We start from the raw sequence: 21,095 nt of genomic DNA on the forward strand, positions 1-21,095 counted from the left end.
CGTCCTGGCCACCAGTGTCTGACACCCTTACGACCCGGGCTTGGCGTTGAAGCAGCGCTTCCCGGGTGTCAGACACCCGTGGAGCACCGCCGCAGGCCGAAGGTCATCCCATAGGGGTGTCAGACACTTCGCGCTGCCTGCGTCCTGGCCACCAGTGTCTGACCCTTACGACCCGGGCTTGGCGTTGAGGCAGCGCTTCCCGGGTGTCAGACACCCGCGGGGCGTCGCAGCAGGCCGAAGGTCATCCCATAAGGGTGTCAGACACTTGCTGGTGTCAGGCACCTGGTACCGGAGGCCTGTCCGGCAGGTGCTTGCCCCGGCTGCCGCCTCCGCCTTCGGCGGCTTCTATAATGGCGGCCAGCGCCCGGTTATGGATACCGGGCGCGAGGCTTACCAATTTTTAAGGCGTTCAGGCATGAAGATCACGGTCGTGGGTACCGGTTACGTGGGGTTGGTGTCGGGGGCGTGCCTGGCCGACATGGGCAACGACGTCATGTGCCTGGACGTGGACGCGGCGAAGATCGCCCTGCTGCGCCAGGGCGGCATTCCCATCTACGAGCCGGGCCTGGAAGACCTGGTGCGGCGCAACGTGCAGGCCGGCCGCCTGCATTTCACCGACGATATCGCGCAGAGCGTCGCCTTTGGCGACGTGCAGTTCATCGCCGTGGGTACCCCGCCCGGTGAAGATGGCTCCGCCGACCTGAAGTATGTGCTGGCTGCCGCGCAGAACATCGCGCGCCACATGACGGCGCGCAAGCTGATCGTGGACAAGTCCACCGTGCCGGTGGGCACGGCCGACAAGGTGCGCGACGTCGTCGCCCGCGAACTGGCCGCGCGCGGCGTGGAGATCCCTTTCAGCGTGGCGTCCAACCCCGAATTCCTGAAGGAAGGGGCCGCCATCAACGATTTCATGAGCCCGGACCGGGTCGTGGTCGGCGCGGACGACGAATACACCGTCGGCGTCATGCGCCGCATTTACGAGCCCTTCCAGCGCACGCACGACCGCCTGATGGTGATGGACGTGCGTTCGGCCGAACTGACCAAGTACGCCGCCAACGCCATGCTGGCCACCCGCATTTCGTTCATGAACGAAATGGCGAACCTGGCCGAGGCGCTCGGCGCCGACATCGAGCAGGTGCGCCGCGGCATCGGCGCCGATCCGCGCATCGGCTACCACTTCCTATATCCCGGCGCGGGCTACGGTGGCTCCTGCTTTCCCAAGGACGTGCAGGCGCTGGTCAATACCGCCGCGGAGAATTCCCTGCCGATGCGGGTCATTGAAGCCGCGGAAGCCGCCAACCACGCCCAGAAATTCCGCTTGTCCGAAAAGCTGGTCGAACGCTTCGGCGAAGACCTGAGCGGCCGCAAGATCGCGCTGTGGGGCCTGTCTTTCAAGCCCAATACGGACGATATGCGCGAAGCGCCCAGCCTGACGGCCATCGCCGAGCTGACGCGCCGCGGCGCCGAGGTGCGCGCCTACGATCCCGTGGCCATGCACGAGGCCGGCCGCGTGCTGGCCGGCAAGCCCGGCATCAGCTTCGCCGCCGATATGTACGACGCGCTGGATGGCGCGGATGCGCTGCTGATCGCCACCGAGTGGAAAGTGTTCCGCGCGCCGGACTTCGACCGCGTCAAGGCCTTGCTCAAGACGCCCCTGATCATCGACGGCCGCAACCTTTACACGCCGGCCGATGTGCGAGCCCTGGGTTTCGAATACTCGGGCATCGGGCGCGCATGAAAATCCTGCAGCTGAACTTCGAGAAAGGCTGGCGCGGCGGCGAACGGCAGACTCTGTACTGCATGCGCGCCTTCCGCAAGGCCGGCCACGACGTCGAAGTGATGTGCCGCGAGGGCGCGCCGCTGGCCGAGCGCGCCCGCCAGGAGGGTTTCGTGGCCCACACCTGCCGCAACGTGCCCGGGCAACTGGCCTTCCTGGCTGGCGCCGGCCGTTACGACATCATCCACGCCCAGACCGCCAACACCATCACCTGGGCGGTCCTGACCAAATGGCTGCACCGCCGGCCGGTGGCCTTCTCCCGCCGTACCTCCTTCGTGGTGAAGCCCGGCGACGAATGGAAAACCGGCTTCAAGTGGCGCCACGCGGACCTGTTCGTGGCGATCAGCGAGATGGCTGCCGGCGAACCGCGCCGCTTGGGGCTGGAGCCCGTCATCATCCGCAGCGCGGTCGAGCCGCACGAGATCAATGCGGAGAACGTCGCCAACCTGGTGCGCGAATTCGGCCTCGCCGGCAAGAAGGTCATGGCTACGTCCGCCGCGCTGATCCGCGACAAGGACCCGGTGACGCTGGTGCGCGCCATCGGCGAACTGGCCGGGACGCGCCGCGATTTCGTGTTCCTGCACTTCGGCGCAGGAGGCGACCGCGAGGAACAGGCCAAGGACGAGGCGCGCAAGCTCGGCATCGAGGACGTCTACCGCTTTGCCGGTTTTCGCAAGGGCGTGGAAGACTTCTACAGCATCCTCGACGTGTTCGTCATGAGCTCCGAGGAAGAGGCCCTGGGCAGCAGCGTGCTGGACGCCTTCCTGCAGCGGGTGCCGGTGGTGTCCACCGACGCCGGGGGGCTCAAGGAAAGCCTGGCCGATGGGCGGGGCGTGCTGTGCGCCGTGGGCGATTCCCACGCCATGGCGCAAGGCATGGCGCGTTGCCTGGACGACGCGGCGTTTCGCCAGGAAATCACCGAGCGCGCCTACGAATACGTCCGCAACGAGCACGACGTGCAGAAAATGGGCAACCGCTACCTGGCGCAGTTCGAGCGCCTGCTCGCCCGTCGCTGACGCGGCGGCATGGCGGTTTCAGGCCCGGACGTCGATCCGGGTTTCGAACTTGGCGCGATGCACCGAAAAGAACGTGCGCACGTTGCGCACGTTGGCCTGGGCCGTGAACGCCCGATGCACCAGCGCGTGATAGGCCGGCATGTCCTTCACCTGCGCGATCACCACGAAATCGGGCCCCGGCGACACCCGGTAGCATTGCAGCACCGCGCGCTCGGCCAGCAGGCTGCGTTCGAATTCGTCCAGGCGTTCCGCCGCCTGCACGTCCAGCGTGATTTCCACGATCGCGGTCAGCGTGCTGCCCAGTTTCTCGGCCGATAGGATCGCCACCTGCCGATCGATCACACCTTCGTCCACTAGCCGGCGGACCCGCCGCAGGCAGGTGGGGGGCGATGCATGCACGCGCTGGGCGAGGTCCTGATTGGTCAGCGAGCTGTCTTCTTGTAACTGTTCAAGAATGCGCCGGTCCAGATCATCCAATTCTGGCAAGTGAATCGGTGGATTCTGCATGGTTAATTTCAAAAAAACGTATTTGAAGAAAGATTATTTAATCACATTTATGTAAGGGAATTAATTTACATAATTGACCAGATAAAGAAATCAAATTTCTTCGCTGCGCGAGCACAATGCGTCGGTACACGAACTTCCCGGAGCACTTCCTATGTGCGGCATTGTTGGCGCCGTCGCCCAGCGCGACATCACCCCCATTCTTGTTGAAGGCCTCAAGCGCCTGGAATACCGCGGCTATGATTCCTGCGGCGTCGCCGTCTATGCCGACGGCCATCTGCGCCGTACGCGCAGCACGCAGCGAGTGGCCGAACTGGCCGAACAGGTTGCCCAGGACAAGGTCAGCGGCTTCACCGGCATCGCCCACACCCGCTGGGCCACCCACGGCGTGCCGGCCACGCACAATGCCCACCCGCATTTCTCGCACCTGGGCAACGACGAGCCGCGCATCGCCCTGGTCCACAACGGCATCATCGAAAACCACGACGAACTGCGCGCCGAGCTCCAGGCCGTGGGTTACGTCTTCGAAAGCCAGACCGATACCGAAGTCATCGCGCACCTGGTCAACCATCTGTATGCCGGCGATCTGTTCGAAGCCGTGCAGAACGCCGTGCGCCGCCTGCATGGCGCCTATGCCATCGCCGTCTTCTGCCGCGACGAGCCGCACCGCGTCGTGGGCGCCCGCCAGGGTTCGCCGCTGGTCGTGGGCGTAGGCCAGAACGAGAACTTCCTGGCGTCGGACGCGCTGGCCCTGGCCGGCACGACCGACCAGATTATCTACCTGGAAGACGGCGACGTCGTCGACCTGCAGCTGTCGCGCGTCTGGATCGTGGACGCCAGCGGCAAGAACGTGGACCGCGAAGTGCACACCGTGCACGTGCACACCGGCGCGGCCGAGCTCGGCCCCTACCGCCACTACATGCAGAAGGAAATCTTCGAACAGCCGCGCGCTGTCGGCGACACGCTGCAGGACATCGAATCCATCACGCCCGAACTGTTCGGCGACGATGCCTACAAGATCTTCAAGGACATTGATTCCCTGCTGATCCTGGCCTGCGGCACCAGCTACTACGCGGGCCTGACCGCCAAGTACTGGATCGAGTCGATCGCCAAGATCCCGGTGGCGGTGGAAATCGCCAGCGAATACCGCTATCGCGACAGCGTGCCCAATCCGCGTTCGCTGGTGGTCACCATCTCGCAGTCCGGTGAAACCGCCGACACGCTGGCCGCGCTGAAGCATGCCCGTTCGCTCGGCATGGAAAACACGCTGACCATCTGCAACGTGTCCACCAGCGCCATGGTCCGCGAGTGCAAGCTGTCGTACATCACGCGCGCCGGTGTCGAGATCGGCGTGGCGTCCACCAAGGCCTTCACCACGCAGTTGACGGCCTTGTTCCTGCTGACGCTGACGCTGGCGCAGGTGCGCGGCTGCCTGAGCGACGAGCAGGAAGCCGAGCACTTGAAGGCGCTGCGCCATCTGCCCGTGGCCATCGGCTCGGTACTGGCCCTGGAGCCCCAGATCATGGCGTGGGCCGATCGCTTCGCCTCCAAGGAAAATGCCCTGTTCCTGGGCCGCGGTATGCATTACCCGATCGCCCTGGAAGGCGCGCTCAAGCTCAAGGAAATCAGCTACATCCACGCCGAAGCCTATCCGGCGGGCGAACTCAAGCACGGCCCGCTGGCCCTGGTGACGGAACATATGCCCGTCGTCACCATCGCGCCCAAGGACGAATTGCTGGAGAAGCTGAAGTCCAACATGCAGGAAGTCCGCGCCCGCGGCGGCGAGCTCTATGTGTTCGCCGACGCCGACAGCAAGATCCAGAGCGCCGAAGGCATGCACGTCATCCGCATGCCCGAGAACTACGGCAAGCTGTCGCCCATCCTGCACACGGTGCCGCTGCAGCTGCTGTCTTATCACACGGCCTGCGCCCGCGGCACGGACGTGGACAAGCCGCGCAACCTCGCCAAGAGCGTGACGGTGGAATAAGGCCCGCTTCCGCTCCGGATTGCAGGCGGGGCATGGCGTCGGCTTGATGCTTGGCGCGGATGTCCCCGGATAAGCCGCCATTGGCGGCTTATTTGCATTCTGCGAATCCCATATTCAGGGATTTTGACTTTCAAATGGAAGGGCGCCGATCCGCATGCCAGGGGGGTGCGGCGATTCTCGGCTTCTCAAAATCCCAGGCAGTATCGGATATCGGCCCACCGCATGCGGTGGGCTTTTTCCTGTTTATCCGTTGCCGCGAGCCGAACCCCTAGCACGATATCCCTTCCGAATTATGGCTGCATTCATGACTTGGATTTTTAAACAGTGACATTTTCCCTGGATATTAATAAATAACCCTGGGATTGGTATTATGTTTTTTCAGTTTCGTGAAGCCGGACCAAGAAAAACTCTTTTTAATATTTATTAACAACCTCGCAGGCGAGTTTTGTTGCGGTTTGTGTAATGAATGTAATTATTTGAGGGATTTCCCGGGGTTATTACGACCGCTCTGACGTATTTCCACAGCAACAAAAATTTTTAGAAAAATAATTGCTGTCTGGTCCATCTACGATTCGTTGGCTCGTCGCTGAACACGTTTTAGCGCGTATCGAGCTGTAATCAATCTTTAGCAATACGTCCGCCCAGATAGGACAAGCGTATTCGATTTCACGTCGATTACTTGTCTCTGGGCGTCGATTTCTAGTGTTCCCAACACGACGAAAACAGTGAGGTCCCCCGTGGTAAAGAGAATCGCAGTGTGTGGCCTTGGATATGTCGGCCTGCCCGTAGCCGTCGCATTTTCCAAGCGCTTTGATGTCATCGGCTTTGATGTGGACAAGCGGAGAATCGCACGGCTGAAAGAGGGAGATGACTGGACAGGCGAAATCGAACGCGATGTATTGCTTGCCTCTCCCATGCAGTTTACCGACCAGGTGACGGAGCTGGAAGGCTGCGACTTTTTCGTCGTTGCCGTTCCGACGCCCGTCGATGAGAAGAACAATCCCGATTTTTCCCTGCTGGTCCGGGCTTGCCGCTCGATCGGCCCCGTCCTGCGCCCCGGCTGCATCGTCGTTTTCGAGTCCACCGTGCATCCCGGCGCAACCGAGGAAATCTGCGGACCGGAGCTGGAAAAGGCGTCGGGCCTGCGTTGCGGTGTCGATTTCAAGCTGGGCTACAGCCCCGAACGTATTAATCCGGGCGATCGCGAGCATCCGCTCGAGAAAATCGTCAAAATCGTGTCCGGCCAGGACGAGGCATCGCTGGAAATCATCGCGGGCGTCTACGAGAAAATCATCGACGCGGGCGTGCATCGCGCCTCCTCGATCAAAGTCGCCGAGGCCGCCAAGGTGCTCGAAAATACGCAGCGCGACATCAATATCGCGCTGATGAACGAAATGTCGAAGATCTGCGATCTGGTCGGCATTCGCACCTCGGACGTCCTGAATGCCGCGGGAACCAAGTGGAACTTCCTTAAGTTCTCGCCCGGCCTGGTCGGCGGCCACTGCATCGGGGTCGATCCGTACTACCTGACGTCCAAAGCCCAGGAACTGGGCTATCACCCCGAGGTCATCCTGTCGGGCCGCCGGATCAACGATGGCATGGCCACGCACGTTGCCTCGCGCGTGGTCCAGACCCTGGCCCGCAACGGCCGGCTCAATGCCTCGACCCGCGTCGGCATCCTGGGGATGACGTTCAAGGAGAACGTCCCCGATATCCGCAATTCGAAGGTGGTCGATCTCTACAACGCCCTGGGCGCCTATGGCATCACGCCGGTCGCGTGCGACCCGATGGTCGACCCGGAGCAGATGGAACACGAGTACGGCATCAAGCTCGTGGAGCGCGACGAGTTCCGCGACATGGACGTGCTGATTCTCGCGGTTCCGCACCGTGAAACCATGGAAACCATCTGGGACGACATGCCGAGCCTCGTGAAGAGCGGGGGCATGGTGTGCGATCTGAAATCCGTGCTCGACAGCAACCGGCTTCAATCCGGTCTTTTGTACTGGACCCTTTAAGTTCGGGCTCGCTGTCCATCACTACAGGAGAGACCCTGAATGACCGCTTTTACTATCGCTCCCATTGGAACCTGCCGCATCCATACGCCGCTGCGCGATGCCGTGGGCCGCTACCCGATCAAGCTGCAACTCGGGCGCAACTACGGCTTCGTGCACACCAGCGGCGAGGCGGTGCAGCAGGCCCGGTTCATGTTCGGCGAGGGTGACATCCCCGCCGACGTCCAGCGCGTGGTCTTCCGACCGTCGAACGGCGAGCAGGCCCGCCGCGGGACGCATAAGCCGGCCGACCTGTACATGGTCGAACTGTCGTCGCGCAAGCTGCTGACCATCGACGGCTATCCCATCCAGTCCAACTATCTGGTGCGCTACTTCAGTGAATTTTTCGCCGATCGCACGCGTACCCGGATGTTCTGGTCCCTGGCCAGCACTGAACGGCTTGCCGAGCGGCGCGCGCTGCTGGAGCAGGACCCGGTCTTCAATAGTCTCTCCGCGGATGACCGCGCGCTGCTCTCCCGTATCGTCAAGCGCGACCTGTCGGACGAAGAGATCGAGCAGGAAATGCGCCTGCTCGTCGACCTGCTCGGCAGGGACAAGGTGGTGTTCGTCACGCACGTCAACGCCTTCACCCCGGACAATGCGCCGATCGAACAGCGCGAGCAGTTGATCGCCGCGGTGACCGCGAGCGCGCTGCGCATCGGCGTGCCTTGCTACGACCCGACGCCGCTGATGAACAAGATCGGTCAAGCCGATGCGATGGAAAATGGCGGGCTCGACCTGACCCACTACACGCCGGCCTTTGCGGAGCGCCTGTGCTCCGACTGGTTCAAGAATTTCATGCGTCCCAGAATGGGCGCGTCCACGCCGCAGGCCGCTGTGCCCAAGCTGGGCGCCGACGAAAGCGCCGACCGCATTGAAAAGGCCTGGGATTCGGGTGACTTGCGCGAAGCGTCGCGGCGCGTGCGCGACGTGCTGCGCCGCTATCCCGGGCTGCCCGACCACGTGCTGCTGTTCGCGAAGATCCAGGAAGAGTTGGGCGATTACGAAGGATCGCTTGCGCTGCTGAGCAATGCGGATGGCACGCTGGCAGCCGGCAGTAAGGCCGAGCAGATCCTGATGCGCAATCAGTTCAAGCTGGGGCGCCATGACGTGGCGTACTCGCTTGCGGCGGGCCTGCTGGGCGATGAAAAGGAAACCCCCGAAATCGTGCGGATCGCGGCGGTGTCCGCCGGTCAGCTGGGCTACGTGGACGAAGCCCTGGGCAACTGGAAGCAGCTGTTCCGCATTTCGTCTCCGGACGACGCGGTGGCGGTGGAAGCGGCCGACACGGTGCTCTCGCTGCTGCAGGCAAGCGGCGACATGGAAGCCGCCATCCGGTGGGTCCACGAGGTCCGCGCGACAATGCCCGCGTATGGCCGCGGCTTTGCGGTGCTGTGGCGCGACCGGCTGATCGCCGGGGATCGCGCGGGGCTGCGCGCGCTGGCGTCGGAGTCGCCCGCGCTTGCTGATGCCGATGCCCTGGAACTCGTCAAGGAAGCCTCGTGGCGGGGCAGCATCATGGCCGCGGCGGCGCTGGCGGTGTCTTGCGGCCTGGCGAAAAGCGAACAAGAGGATATTTCCGCGTGGCTGCTGTCGCAGTCGTCGGCGTGGGCCGAGGAAGGCTCCCGTGCGTTGGAAGAGGGACGCCTGCGCGACGCGGCCGAACGAATCTGCGCACACCGCCTGCTCAATCCCGACGCCCTGGCCGGCGTGCGCGCGCAGCGCGCGTTCGAGCGCGCGATGCGCCTTGGCGTGCGGGCCGCGCTCCTGGCGGGCAACCACAAGGAAGTGATCGACCTGACGGATATCGCGCTGGATACCCAGGTCGATTTTCCCGAACTGGACGCAATGCGCGGCCGGGCGGCCGATGCGCTCGGCGACAAGCAGACCGCCATGCGGCATCTGGAGCGGGCCGCCGCCGGCGAATCCGCCCCGTTCAGCACGCAGCTGTACTTCGCGCGGGTAGCGTTCAACGGCGGCTGGTTCGGCGAAGCCATCGACGCCTACAAGGCGGTCCTGGCCCATTCGTCGGCCGACGAGAGCGCTAAGGAAGAAGCGGAGCGCCAGCTCGGCAGGCTTGGCCCTCGCGCGATCCGCGGCGCCCGCGAAATCCTGGCCGCGGGCGATCACCGCGGGGCGTGGAACCTGCTGGAGCGCGTGGCGCAGTCGTGGCCGCAGATGACGGAAGTCGACCACGAAAAGCGGCGCATCATCGCCGTCCTGTATGCCGAGGCCCGTGCGCTGGAGCCGTCGAGCACCACCGAGCGCCTGGCGCTCGGCGAGAGGATCCTGCAACTCGTTCCCCACGATCCCATCGGCCTGCGCTTGGCCGCGGTCGGCGCCATGCGCCTGCACCGCTTCGAGCAGGCCTTGCCCTATTGGCGGGCGCTCAAGGAACGTTCCGAGAATCCGGCGCAGTTCGATCACTACATCCAGCGTTGCCTGGTCTGGATCGAAAAGGCCAATCGTAGGAAGGCAGCATGAACCCACCTTTAAGCGCCGAGCAGGAGGACGTTACGTCCGATCTTCAGTGGGTCCATGCCCAGCTGGAAGAGATTGTCACGGAGTCGAGCCGGGTTCAGGTCGCACAGGAAAACCTGGCGCGCGCGGAAGCGCTGGCGCGCGACCATATGGCCGATTCGAAAGTCCGCTTTCTTCTCCTGCGTCTGCAGGAGTCGGCGGGCCTGAACGAGGGCCTGGCCGAGCAGTGGTCGACGCTCCTGGAAGAATGCCCTGACGATCTCCAGATCGTCCGCTATTGCGCGACCCGTCTCGTGAAGGAGCGGCATGTCGACGAGGCCTTGTCCCTGGTCGAACGCCATCTGCCCGAGTCGATGGAAAGTCCGGACCGCTTGTTCGCCCGGGCAAAACTGCTTAGCGACATCCGTGCGCACGAGCAGTCCGACGAGCTCTTCCGCCGGCTGATCTCGCAGAATACGGATCGCAATATGCGCGTCGAGTTCGCCAAGCGCTTGCGCAAGCGCGGCTTGCTGGCCGAAGCGTTCGAGGCGATCGCGCCCGTTATGAAACACCTTGCGCCGGGCAGCAAGGCGGCGGAACTCGCCAACGGCCTCGCGAGCGACTATGCCTTTTATCAGCGTTTCGAGCCCGAAGGGCTAGCCGGCAAGGACGTCCGGATCGTGTCGATGAAACATGCGATCCTGCACTTCCGCGACCGGCCCATCGCGGAGCCGTCGCCGGGCAAGTCCGTCTCGGTGGCGCTCGTGACGGGCAGCCTTGGGCCCGGCGGCGCTGAGCGGCAGCTGACGCGTCTTGCGGGGGAACTGACCCGCATGGCGGAATCTCCCGATTGCCGGCAGGCCGACGTGCCCATGAAGCCGAAAAAGGTCGAAGTGCTGGTGAAGCAGCACACCGAACCGTCGGGCTCGACCAAGAAGCAAGGCCTGGATTTCTTCCTGCCCGTTCTGGCCAAGGCGCAGATCCCGGTCACGGAAATCAACCGGTTGCCTGCCGTCTCCGTGTCCCATCAGCCGGTTCCCGAGGGCAGCCTGGGCCGTCTGCTGGAACAACTGCCGCCGCCCGTCCACTACGGCGTGACGCGGCTTACGCCAGTCCTGCGGGCGAACCCGTTCGACGTGGTGAGCCTGTGGCAGGACGGAACCTGCCTGTTCGGCGCGCTGGCGGCGTTGCTGGCCGGCGCTCGTACCATACATCTCGTGTTCCGCGGACTGCCGCCGAATATCCGCAAGGACCGCTTCCGCGAAGAGTATCCCGAGCTGTACCAGGCCCTGGCCCAGGTGCCCGGGGTGTACTTCGTCAGCAACAGCTGCAAGGCGGCGGAGGCCTATTCCGAGTGGCTGGGCATCCCGATCACGCGCTTTCACATCCTGTACAACGGCGTGCCGGACCTGGCGACCGACGCGGCGGCCGTGGACGAGGAAAAGTGGAAGGCCTTCCAGGAAAGCACGACCGATGCCACGGAGACGATCGGCGGCGTGTTCCGCCTGGAGCCGGACAAGCGGCCGCAACTCTGGATCAAGCTCGCGGCGCTATACCTGAAGGAGCGTCCGCAAGCGCGCTTTGTCATCGTGGGCGACGGCCGCCTGCACGAGAACATCGTGGCGCTTGCGCAAGAGCTTCGCGTGACGGACCGGCTGTTGCTTGTCGGCCTGTCGAACCACGTCGGCTATTGGTATTCCCAGATGGACGCCAGTGTTTTGCTGTCGCGCTACGAGGGCCTGCCGAACGTGCTGATCGAAGCGCAGCTCCTGGGTGTGCCGGTGATCTCCACTCCCGCCGGTGGCGCGGGGGAATGCTTTGTGGAGAACGAGACCGGCCACCTGCTCAGCGATGTCGATCACCCGGACCTGCACGAGGCGTGCGAGAAAGTCGCCTCGATGGTGGACCAGGTGCGCGGCAATGAGCAGTTGAGAGCGCATAGCCGTCACCGCGCGCAGAAGCTGTTTTCGCTCGATGCGATGCTGGCGAAGTTCCTGGCCCTGTGCGTGCCCGCCATGCCCGTGTCCGAGAACGACGAACGCATGGACATTCCGCCTATGCGTCTGATGCAAGCCTGATTGGCCGCTTGTCTTTTTGAGCTGCTGAAGCTAAAGGAACTTATGCAAATGAATGTCCCGGTTTCGGGTCCGCGGCGCAATGCGGCCCTGGCCATGGTGCTGTTTGCCGCACTTTCACTGACGGGATGCCAGCTTCCGCGTTCCGGTCCGATGTTGAGCGAGATGACGGGCGCGCACGATGACAAGGATGTCATCGTGATGCCCGTGTCGCGCGAACTCGTGCAGGAGAGCCGCGTGCCCGAGGTCGCCGATTTTCCCGTGCACTATCGCGACCTTACGCAGGCGGGATTCGACCGGCTGGTGCCGGGCGACGGCATTAACGTGAAGGTATGGGAGCGCGATGGGCTGGGTGTTTTCGCGGTGGACCCGTCCGGTGTCAGCGACCTGGGAAACCAGGAGATAGACCGGATGGGGAATGTCCATTTCCCCATTCTTGGAAAATTCCAGGCCGCGGGCCTGACGCTGGCGCAGCTGCATGACGCCGTCGTGGCGCGCTTGAGCCAGCTGGTCGTCGCTTCCGACGTCAGCGTGACGCGCGCCGCCGATGCGCGCGGCCAGATGGTGACCGTGCAGGGCAATCTGACCAAGCCCGGCATGTATCCCATCACGCAGACGTCTCAGCGGCTGAGCAGCGCGCTGGCGCAGGCCGCGCCGGTACAGACGAATCCCGAACAGCTCGTCATCAGCCTGCGCCGCGACAATCAGGTGGCGTCGGTGCGGCTGTCGGATATCTATCGCAATCAGAACAACGACATTCTGCTGCGGGCGGGCGACGTCATTACCGCCTATGACTCGCGTGAGTACCTGACCGTGCTGGGCGCGGCCGGGAACCAGGGGCGCGTGGCCATCAGCAAGCGCAACTACAGCGTACTGGACGCCCTGGCGGATTCCAGAGGTCTCGATGACAAGCTGGCGGATCCGCGTTCCGTGTTCCTGTTCACGCCCGCCAAGGCCGGCGTCGACGGCAAGCCCGACATGCTGCCGGTGGTCTATCAGTTCGACCTTACCCGTCCGGAACAGGTGGCACTGGCCCGCGAGTTCACCGTGCACGAAGGCCAGGCCATTTACATCTCCGATGCGCCGTTCACCCAGGTGCAGAAGGTTCTCTCGGCATTCCGCGTCACCATGAGCGCAGGCTTCAGCGCCACGCGGGCAATCGATAGCGATTCGGGCTCCAGTTCGTCCGGCGTCAATCAATAGCGTGTCGATGAGCAACGAGGATCGGATCAAGGGTTGGCGCTCGCGCCGAAAGGACAGCAACTACGCAGTAGGGTCCGGGGTGGCGGCCTGGCGCCTGGACCCCGCCGCATTGTTTGAAGCAAAGGCCACGCCGGCCGTCTTGCTCAAGCCATTACTCGCGCGCCTTCAGGGCGAGCCGCACGATTCCGTGGCCGCCCGGCGGGCGGTGTACGAAGCCGTGCAGGCCGAGCTGGATGCGGAGATCGCGCGCAGCGGGGTCGACGAGACGCTGGCCGATTTTTCGCGGCGGCGCCTGCGGGTCATCGTGCGCCTGCTCGAGCTGGACATCCGCGCGGGCGCCGAAGTGTTCGCGCCGGGATACATGCCGGCCAAGCTGGTGGCGGAGGATGAGCGCCTGGCCGCGGCGCACGAACGGCGCGTGCAGCGGCGCAAGCAGGACGAGGCGCGCGACGCCCGCCGGCATGCTTCCCGCAACGATATCGCGCTGGAGATCGAGCTGTCCCAGGACGAGGCCGGCGACATCGCGATTCTGCGGGAGCGCTTGCGCGCCCTGCATGAAGGGCATGACCCGGGCAACGCCGTCAAAGGCCGGTCGGTCGGACGCACGCTGTTGGCGATGTTCATCTACCAATTGCGGGTGATGCATGGCGAGAGCCGGATTGCGCTGGTGTGGGCCTTGGTAGGCCCCGTCGTGCTGCTTACGTTGATTTCGTCGCTGTACATCCTGATGGGCACGCATTACATCCTGGGCATGGATGTGCAGACCTTCTCGCTGCTGGGGGCGACCACCTGGATCATGTTCCGGCAGATCGTCTTCAGAAGCAGTACGGCGTACATATCGGCCCGGGGCCTGTTGAATTTCCAGGGCGTTACGCCATTGATGTGCGCGCTGGTGCAGGCGCTGATCTATGTATCGGTGTATCTCGTGGTGTTCCTTGTCCTGATCAGCGCCGGCCATGCCTTGGGCCTCATCACGCTGCCGCAAAGCTGGGCGGGGTTCCTGTTGTACGTGGTGCTGATGGGCGTCGGCGGCGTCGCGATGGGGGTGCTGTTCGGCTCGATCGCGACTTTCTGGCATTTCTTTCTCAGGCTGGCGCCGATCATCGAGCGGTTTCTCCAGATTTTCGCGGCCGTCTTCTTCGTATCGGAGCAGCTGCCGGAGACCCTGCGCCCCTGGATGCTCTGGTTGCCGTTCGCGCACGGCATGCAGCTTTTGCGCTCTGCCTACTTCGAGGCCTATGAATCGCAGGATGCGAGTGTGGGGTATTTCCTGACGGCGTTGGTTTTCCTGATGGTGGCAGCCCTGGCGGCCGAGCGCCTTGCCCGTCCCAATGTCCAGCCGATGTGAGGGAAGAAGATGATCCATCTCAATGGCGTCACTGACGAGCCTTATGCATTCGGAAGCCGGCAACCGCTGCTCTCCAACGTCGATCTCGACATTCCGGTCGGGCGCTATGCCTTGCTGTCGCCGACGCCGGAACTGCATCGCCAGATCGTCGATGTGTTGTGCAACCTGCGTCCGCCCCGCCAAGGCTTCGTCAAGCATGACGGAAATGTGTCGTGGGCCATCGGCCGGCAAGGCTTCATCCGCGGCAAGGCAAATGGCCTGAGCATGATCGACTTCGTCAGCGAGATGTACGAAATCGACGCGGATGCCGCGCATGAACTGGTCGCGGACCTGATCAGCGACCCCAACATCCTGGCCAAGCCCATGGAACATTGGCCGCTCTACGCACGGCAGGAGTTTTCGTTCGCACTGGCGCTGGCGCCCGCGTTCGATGTCTACGTGATCGAAGGGGCCATCCCTTTCGAGCCTTGCCGTTTCACCCGTCTCTGGCTGGCGCTTTTCGAAGAGCGGCTGGTTGGCCGGACACTAATTCTCTCCAGTTATCGCCAGAATCAGTTGGCGGACTATTGCTTCAAGGGTTTGATTTATGAACGAAGCGCACTCAGCATCGAAGACGACCTCGACCAGTGCATCAGCAGGTTCCCCCCGAGACGATCAAGGAGTGAATCCGGCAGCGCAGGCGACGACGTCTTCGGAGGCGGCTTCGACGAAGGCCAGCTCGGCCTCTGAGGTCCGGTCTGAAATCGAACGCCGCCGCCGCGAGCGGCAGTCGGCGCTGAGCGAACGGCGCCGCCACCGCTGGATCAATACGCTCATCGTGCTGGCGCCGGTAGCGATTGCCCTGCTCTATGCGCTCGTCGTCGCCACGCCGCGCTATGAAGCGGAGTCGCGGTTTTTCGTGCAGTCGGCCTCCGGCCAGCAAGGCGGGGCGGGCGCGGCGGCGAGCCTGCTGACCACGGGAAACTCGGGCGGCATGCTGGGCGGCTTCGTGGACGGATGGGCGGTGGCCGACTTCCTCAAGTCGCGCGACGCCATGCAGCAGCTCGACAAGAAAGTCGGCCTGCGCCAGTACCTGATTCGCGGAGGCCTGGACCCGGTGAACCATCTTGCCGAGGATTCCAGCGAGGACGACCTCTTTCGCGCCTACCAGGCTTCGGTCAAGGTCTCCTTCAACGCGCTGGAGCAGATCGACGTGCTGCGCGTGAGCGCGTTCTCTTCGGAGGACGCGGGGATCCTCTCCAAGGCGCTCATCGACCTGGCGGAGGAATTCGTGAGCACCATGAACGAGAAGGGCGTCGCCGACAAACTGAAGGTGAGCGAGGAGGCGGTCAAGCTCGCGGAGCAGAAGGCGCTTGCCGCCAGAGAGACCCTGACTGCCTGGCGGACCACCCACGGCAACATCGACCCCACGGCTACGGTGACCATGCTGCTTAACCTTTCCAGCCAGCTCGAAGGAGAGCTCAACACGGCGCAGATCAATCTCGACAAGATCCGGGCGCTGGGCAACAAGGACCATTTCATGCTGCGGCCCGCCGAGCAGCAGGTGGCGTCCCTGAAGAAGCGGATCGCGGCCGTGCGCCAACGCTTGAGCGGCGCGGGCAATACGGAAGCGAAACAGCTCAAATCCTACGAGGCGCTGCGCAACGCCCAGGCGTTCGCGGATTCGAACTTGACCCTGGCGCAGCAGACCTACCAGCAGGCCATGACGGATACCCTGCGCCTGCAGCGCTACCTGTCCATCATTGCCCAGCCGGTTCCCACGGACCGTCCAAGCAGCCCGCGCACCGGCATCCTGTTGCTGCAGGCATTGGCGCTGGGTTTCGTGCTGATGTTCATCGCTCGCGTGGCGATGGCTTTGTTGAGGGGGTTGCGCCATGGTTGATACGGCAACTGCGAATCGTCTCGCCGGGGCCGACGCCACGGCCCGGCTGCGCGAAGTGATCAAGCAAATCCACGCTTCGGCCGATCCCCTGCGCGAGATGCCAATGCTGGAGCCGGTGCTGCGGCAGGCCGCCGACGGCTGGCGCGATGCGCGCCGCCTGCTGGTGTCTCCGTTCGTGCGGGAAGGCAAGACCGGGCCGGCGATCGCCGCGCTGGAGATAATGGTCGCCGTTTATCCTGCACGCGCCGATGAGCGCCGCCTGCTTGCCAGCCTCTTCGGGCGCATTGAGCAGTGGGAACGCGCCATCGCCGAGGCGGATGCGGCCGCCGGTATTGAACCCGGCGCCGCGGCGCTGCATGCCGCGCGCATCCAGTTGCGCGTGCAGGCCGGGCGGGTGGGCGAAGCCGCCGAAGTCGCTCGCGCGACCCGTAGCATGGCGGAAAGCGAATCCGGCGAAGCTTATGCCTGGCTAATGGCCTTCGTGCGCAACGGCGACGCGGCCGAAGCCGCGGGCGTTGCGGCGGCCCTCGATCCGCTCGAACTTCCGAACGAGCGAGTGGCGACGATGGCGGTGCGGGCTTTGCTGGAAGATGCGAGGGTGGAGGCGGCCATTCGGTTTGGCGCTGCGGCGTTGAGCGCGGGCCACGACTGCGCCGCCTTGCGCTCGTCCCTGGGCCTCGCACATCTGCGGCGCGGCACCGAGGAGGACCGCAAGACGCATGCCGTGGCGCATTTCGAGGCTGGCTTGAACGCGGCGCCGGCGGACGTCAGGCTGTTGACGCTGCATGGTGAGACCCTGCTGCGCGCCGGGCGGTACAAGGAGGCCTTGGCGCCTCTGGCGCAGGCCATCGAATTGGCGCCGGACCTGGAGCAGACGCGGGCGTTCTATGCGCGCGCGCTGCGTTACACGCTGCAGTACGATGCCGCGGCCGACCAGATGATGCATCTGTTGGAAAAGTCCCCGGAGAAGCCGCTCTGGCAGCGCGGGGCCATCAGCGCGCTCTCCCAGGCAGGGCGCAAGCAGGAAGCCGAAGCGCTGTTCGGGCAATACGTCGCGCAGCGCGGCCAGCGGCTGCCAGCGACCTTCAAGGAGGCCATGGCGCAGCTGGAGGAACGGCTGGATACCGCCCCGATTCCGCAGGCGCGCATGGACTGGGCCTGGTCTATGCGCGGCGACACAGGCATCGACCGCGCGCAATGGGAACGCCGCGCGCGCTGGGGGCATCTGGTGGACCATCTGCTGTTCGATTGGCTCGAATGCCGCGAAGAGAGCGTCGAAGAGGCCATGCAAGTGCTGGGCGAGCTTGACACCGGCGAGCGCTTTTTTGCGCCGTTGCTGGCGGCCGGCAAGGGTGTCGTGGTCGCCACGGCGCATGTCGGCCCCATGTATGCCGGGCTCATGGCGCTGGAACTGGTCGGCATTCCATCGCGCTGGCTCGCCACGGCGCCCAACATCGCCCAGAGCAGCTACGCCGCGGCCTTGATTTCCACCGCGGACCAGACGGAGGCGCAGGTCGCCAAGGCCTGCATGCGCGCGCTGGGATCGGGCTACGTGCTGTGCCTGGCCATCGACGGCGCGGCGAATCCGGCAGCGCCGCGAACGACCTTCGAAGGGCAGGAAGTGACCTACTCCAGTTTCGCCTCCCACCTGGCCCATCGCATGGGCGTGCCTTCGGTGTTCTACGCGCCCCGCTGGGAGAACGGCCGCGTGGCCTACACGCTGGAGATGCTGCCCGCGGCCAACCCCGGCGAGGACGCGGAGGCGTACGCGCAGCGATGGCAGCAGGCCTATTTCGAGCGGCTCAGGGAACATCTGGCTGGCCCCCCGGAAAACCTGCGCCTGAGCGGCGGAATCTGGCGCCATGTAAAGGCCGCGGATCGGTCCGCGCTGCAATAGGGAGTGAGCCACGATGAAGCCGGGAATGACTACGATGCGCTGGCTGCTTGCCCTGGCCATGTTGTATGGCGGCGCGGCCGCCGCGGATGACGCGTGCAAAAGCCCCGACGAACACTGTCCGTCCATTGCTTCGCTGCTTCAGCAGCGCGAAGGCTACGGCGCCAAGGCGACGGGCGGGCTGGGAGGCAGGTTCATCGAGGTCACTTCCGACGAGGACTCGGGGCCGGGGACGCTGCGCGCCGCGCTGGCGCAGGCCAAGAAAGGACCCGCGTGGATCCGCTTCGCGTCCGACATGACGATCGTTCTGGACTCGCAGCTTCGCGTGCCGTCGAACGTAACGATCGACGGGCGCGGCAAGCGCGTCACCCTGATCGACGACGGGCTGGGCGTGTACGGCAGCAAGAACGTCATCCTCACGCATCTCACGATAGACGGGCGCCTGAACCGGCTTACGCAAGCGGTGAATGTGGCTAACGGCAGCCGCGATGTGTGGGTCGACCACCTTGATCTCTCGCGGATGTCGGACCGGCTGCTCAACGTGAAGAACGGCTCGACCGACGTCACGATTTCATGGACGAAATTCCATAATTCGAACAAGGTCATGCTGCTCAACAACATCACCTCGAAGAACCTTTTCCAGAACTACGACCGCGATTCGATCGCGCGAGTGACGCTGCACCACAATTACTTCTTCAATACCGTGCAGCGCAATCCCCGCGGGCAATTCGGCACTTTCCACCTGTTCAACAACCTGTTGGAGAACTGGGATTTCTACGGCATGAGCTTCAGCCTGGAGGCCAAGGCGTTTGTCGAAGGAAACATATTCAACAACGAAACGCAGCGCAAGTGCGTGGAGCCCGAGTTCTTCCCCACGGTGGAAGGCATCAATGTGAACTACTGCCGCTATATCCCCATTGCGCCGGAACGCAGCGCGCTGGGCAACGGCGAATCCGACCGCGGCGCCTACGAGAAGCGGAAGGCGCTGCACGGCTACACGCGTGATTACAAGGCCTTCCTGCGTTTGAAAGACAATCTGTACCTGGGCGACGCGAAGCCGGTGTTGGAGGACTACCGCCCCGAGTCGGCGCCGACCCCGCCGTACTGCTACGGCTACGAACGGCCGACGCCGGAACTGGCGGAGAAGATCCGCCGGTTCGCCGGTAACACGGCCGGCGATACGCCGTTGCCCGCGTCACGGATCGGGTCGGGCTGCCCGGGGTGAATGGCTGAGGCCGGGCCGTGTCCGATTCCGGACCCGGCCCCGGCCGCTACTGGACCAGCGGCGTGCTGGCCGCGTCCAGGTCCACGCCTGCCAGGTGCGCGTCGCTGGCCAGGAGACGCAGGTATTGCGACAGGGCGGTGGCGAAGCTCTGCTGGTGAAGCCGCTGGAAAACCGCGGCGCGCACCTGCTCGTAGGGCGGCACGATGCCCTGCTCGCGCTCTAGCACTTCCACCACATGCAATCCGAAGCGGCTGTGAACCAGGCGCGGGAGCACGCCGATCTCCAGATGCCCGAATAGCTCCTTGGCAAACTCGGGGGCGCAGTCTTCGGGCTGGAGCCAGCCCAGCGTTCCGCCTTCCGCGCCGCTCGGGCAGTTGCTCAGGGCCGCGGCGGCTTTGGCGAAGCCATCGCCGGCGGCCAGTTCCTGCGAGGTATTGCTGCGCACGTCCAGCAGGCAGGCTTCCGCCCGTTGCCGCAGCGCATTCAGATCCACGCCGGGCGTGACGGCAAACAGCACGTGACGGGCCAGGACGCGCTCTCCTCTGGCGTAGCGCGAGGCATGGGCGGCGTAATGGCGGCGGCCGGCCTCATCGTCGAACTCAGGCAGCTGCAGCGCGGTTTCCAGCAGGTCTTCGATGGCCGCGCTGGCGGCTTCGCTGATTGCGCCTTGCCGAGGAATGGGGTCGTCCGCCGCGAGCAGGCCGCGGGCGATCGCGGCCTGCCGCAGCAGCTCGGTGCAGGCGCGCTGGCTCAGCTCGGAGGCGCTCAGAACTTCTTCCGGGTCTGCCAGGAGGACGCCGTTGATGTGAGCCGGTTCGGCGGGTTCGCGCCCATAAGCCGGTTCGATCCGCTCTTGCGTCTGTTGCGGTTGCGGTGCCTGCTGACAGGAGCAATTGCCGCTGCCGCATCCTTCCTGCTGGGTTTCCATGACGCTGCTCATGCCTTTTCTCCATCGCGGGGGGCCGATGCGTGCGTGGACAGATCCATGCGGCGCGAACGCACCAGCTGGTAGGGCCTGACCAGGTAAGCAAGCGAGGCGAAGCCGCTCCATACGTGCACCAGCCGGCTGAAGGGGAACAGCAGGAAGATGGTCATGCCCAGCACCATGTGGACCTTGAACTGCCAGCCCACGGTCAAGAGCCCGGCGGCGTCGGGGCGGAAGGTGAAGATGCCCTGGGCCCAATCGGCGAGTATCAGCATCGCGCTGGCATCGACGCGGTGGCTCCAGGAGACCGGCAGGGTCACCAGGCCCAGCACCAGTTGCACCCACAGGATGCATAGAATGGCCAGGTCGGTGCGGTGGCTGGTGCGGCGTATGCGCGGATCGGCAATGCGCCGATGCAGAAGCATGGTCAGCCCGACGAAACAGATGAGGCCGGCAATGCCGCCGGACACGATGGCCAGCAACTGCTTCTGCGGCGCGGTGATGAGCCAGGCATACAGGAAGTGCGGGGTCAGCAGGCCGACAGTGTGGCCGAACAGCAGGAACAGGATCCCTATGTGGAACAGATTGCTGCCCCATCGCAGCTGGCGCGCGCGCAGCAACTGCGAGGAATCGCTTTTCCAGGTGTACTGGTCCCGGTCGAAGCGGGCCAGGCTGCCCATCAGGAACACGGCGAGGCAGATGTAGGGATAGACGACGAAAAGAAAATTGTGGAGCCCGAGCGGCATGG

Annotated in this window: 15 protein-coding genes; 12 read left to right on the forward strand and 3 right to left on the reverse strand. The window is 64.3% G+C overall.

Annotated elements, in window-relative coordinates; translation table 11 throughout:
* Nucleotides 1-415: 415 nt before the first annotated feature.
* Nucleotides 416-1,738: a UDP-glucose dehydrogenase family protein gene (locus AGI3411_RS21095; protein WP_129529286.1), complete on the forward strand. Its 1,323-nt coding sequence runs from the start codon at nt 416-418 to the stop codon at nt 1,736-1,738.
* The gene (locus AGI3411_RS21100) at nt 1,735-2,793 is read left to right on the forward strand and encodes a glycosyltransferase family 4 protein (protein ID WP_129529287.1); all 1,059 of its coding nucleotides are present in this window, start codon (nt 1,735-1,737) and stop codon (nt 2,791-2,793) included. The genes AGI3411_RS21095 and AGI3411_RS21100 overlap by 4 nt, the downstream gene beginning before the upstream one ends.
* An 18-nt stretch (nt 2,794-2,811) precedes the next feature.
* On the opposite strand, the gene AGI3411_RS21105 is transcribed toward AGI3411_RS21100, so the two are convergent.
* Nucleotides 2,812-3,300, reverse strand: a complete 489-nt coding sequence (locus tag AGI3411_RS21105) for an Lrp/AsnC family transcriptional regulator (RefSeq protein WP_129529288.1) — start codon at nt 3,298-3,300, stop codon at nt 2,812-2,814.
* 151 nt (nt 3,301-3,451) lie between these two features.
* On the opposite strand from AGI3411_RS21105, the gene glmS reads away from it, so the two are divergent.
* The 10 genes from glmS (at nt 3,452) to AGI3411_RS21155 (ending at nt 19,422) form a co-directional block, all read left to right on the forward strand.
* Entirely contained in the window at nt 3,452-5,284 is a 1,833-nt protein-coding gene (gene glmS / locus AGI3411_RS21110) for a glutamine--fructose-6-phosphate transaminase (isomerizing) (protein WP_129529289.1), read from the forward strand.
* A 755-nt stretch (nt 5,285-6,039) separates the two neighbouring features.
* A complete protein-coding gene (locus tag AGI3411_RS21115) occupies nt 6,040-7,299 on the forward strand; it encodes a nucleotide sugar dehydrogenase (RefSeq protein WP_129529290.1) in 1,260 nt (419 codons plus the stop codon).
* 39 nt (nt 7,300-7,338) lie between these two features.
* Nucleotides 7,339-9,819, forward strand: a complete 2,481-nt coding sequence (locus AGI3411_RS21120; RefSeq protein WP_129529291.1) for a hypothetical protein — start codon at nt 7,339-7,341, stop codon at nt 9,817-9,819.
* Nucleotides 9,816-11,873: a glycosyltransferase gene (locus AGI3411_RS21125; RefSeq protein ID WP_129529292.1), complete on the forward strand. Its 2,058-nt coding sequence runs from the start codon at nt 9,816-9,818 to the stop codon at nt 11,871-11,873. Before AGI3411_RS21120 ends, AGI3411_RS21125 begins: the two co-directional genes overlap by 4 nt.
* 42 nt (nt 11,874-11,915) lie before the next feature.
* A complete protein-coding gene (locus AGI3411_RS21130) occupies nt 11,916-13,073 on the forward strand; it encodes a polysaccharide biosynthesis/export family protein (protein ID WP_129529293.1) in 1,158 nt (385 codons plus the stop codon).
* A 7-nt stretch (nt 13,074-13,080) separates the two neighbouring features.
* Nucleotides 13,081-14,421 (forward strand): ABC transporter permease, encoded by a 1,341-nt coding sequence (locus tag AGI3411_RS21135; protein ID WP_129529294.1) that lies wholly within the window; start codon nt 13,081-13,083, stop codon nt 14,419-14,421.
* Between the two features lie 9 nt (nt 14,422-14,430).
* Nucleotides 14,431-15,150 (forward strand): P-loop NTPase family protein, encoded by a 720-nt coding sequence (locus AGI3411_RS21140; protein WP_129529295.1) that lies wholly within the window; start codon nt 14,431-14,433, stop codon nt 15,148-15,150.
* The gene (locus AGI3411_RS21145) at nt 15,083-16,303 is read left to right on the forward strand and encodes a KpsE/RkpR family capsule polysaccharide export protein (protein ID WP_244240415.1); all 1,221 of its coding nucleotides are present in this window, start codon (nt 15,083-15,085) and stop codon (nt 16,301-16,303) included. The genes AGI3411_RS21140 and AGI3411_RS21145 overlap by 68 nt, the downstream gene beginning before the upstream one ends.
* Complete coding sequence (locus AGI3411_RS21150) at nt 16,296-18,200, forward strand: Vi polysaccharide transport protein VexE (RefSeq protein ID WP_129529296.1); 1,905 nt, start codon at nt 16,296-16,298, stop codon at nt 18,198-18,200. Before AGI3411_RS21145 ends, AGI3411_RS21150 begins: the two co-directional genes overlap by 8 nt.
* A 25-nt stretch (nt 18,201-18,225) precedes the next feature.
* Nucleotides 18,226-19,422 (forward strand): pectate lyase family protein, encoded by a 1,197-nt coding sequence (locus tag AGI3411_RS21155; RefSeq protein WP_244240416.1) that lies wholly within the window; start codon nt 18,226-18,228, stop codon nt 19,420-19,422.
* Nucleotides 19,423-19,468: 46 nt separating this feature from the next.
* Here the strand turns inward: AGI3411_RS21155 and AGI3411_RS21160 are convergent, their stop codons facing one another.
* On the reverse strand, nt 19,469-20,362 hold the full coding sequence (locus AGI3411_RS21160) for a peptidylprolyl isomerase (protein WP_244240417.1): 894 nt from the start codon (nt 20,360-20,362) through the stop codon (nt 19,469-19,471).
* Nucleotides 20,359-21,093: a respiratory nitrate reductase subunit gamma gene (gene narI, locus AGI3411_RS21165; RefSeq protein ID WP_129529298.1), complete on the reverse strand. Its 735-nt coding sequence runs from the start codon at nt 21,091-21,093 to the stop codon at nt 20,359-20,361. Before narI ends, AGI3411_RS21160 begins: the two co-directional genes overlap by 4 nt.
* Nucleotides 21,094-21,095: the final 2 nt, after the last annotated feature.

Origin of the sequence: Achromobacter agilis (genome assembly GCF_900496965.1) — a bacterium.
Lineage (GTDB): Bacteria > Pseudomonadota > Gammaproteobacteria > Burkholderiales > Burkholderiaceae_B > Achromobacter > Achromobacter agilis.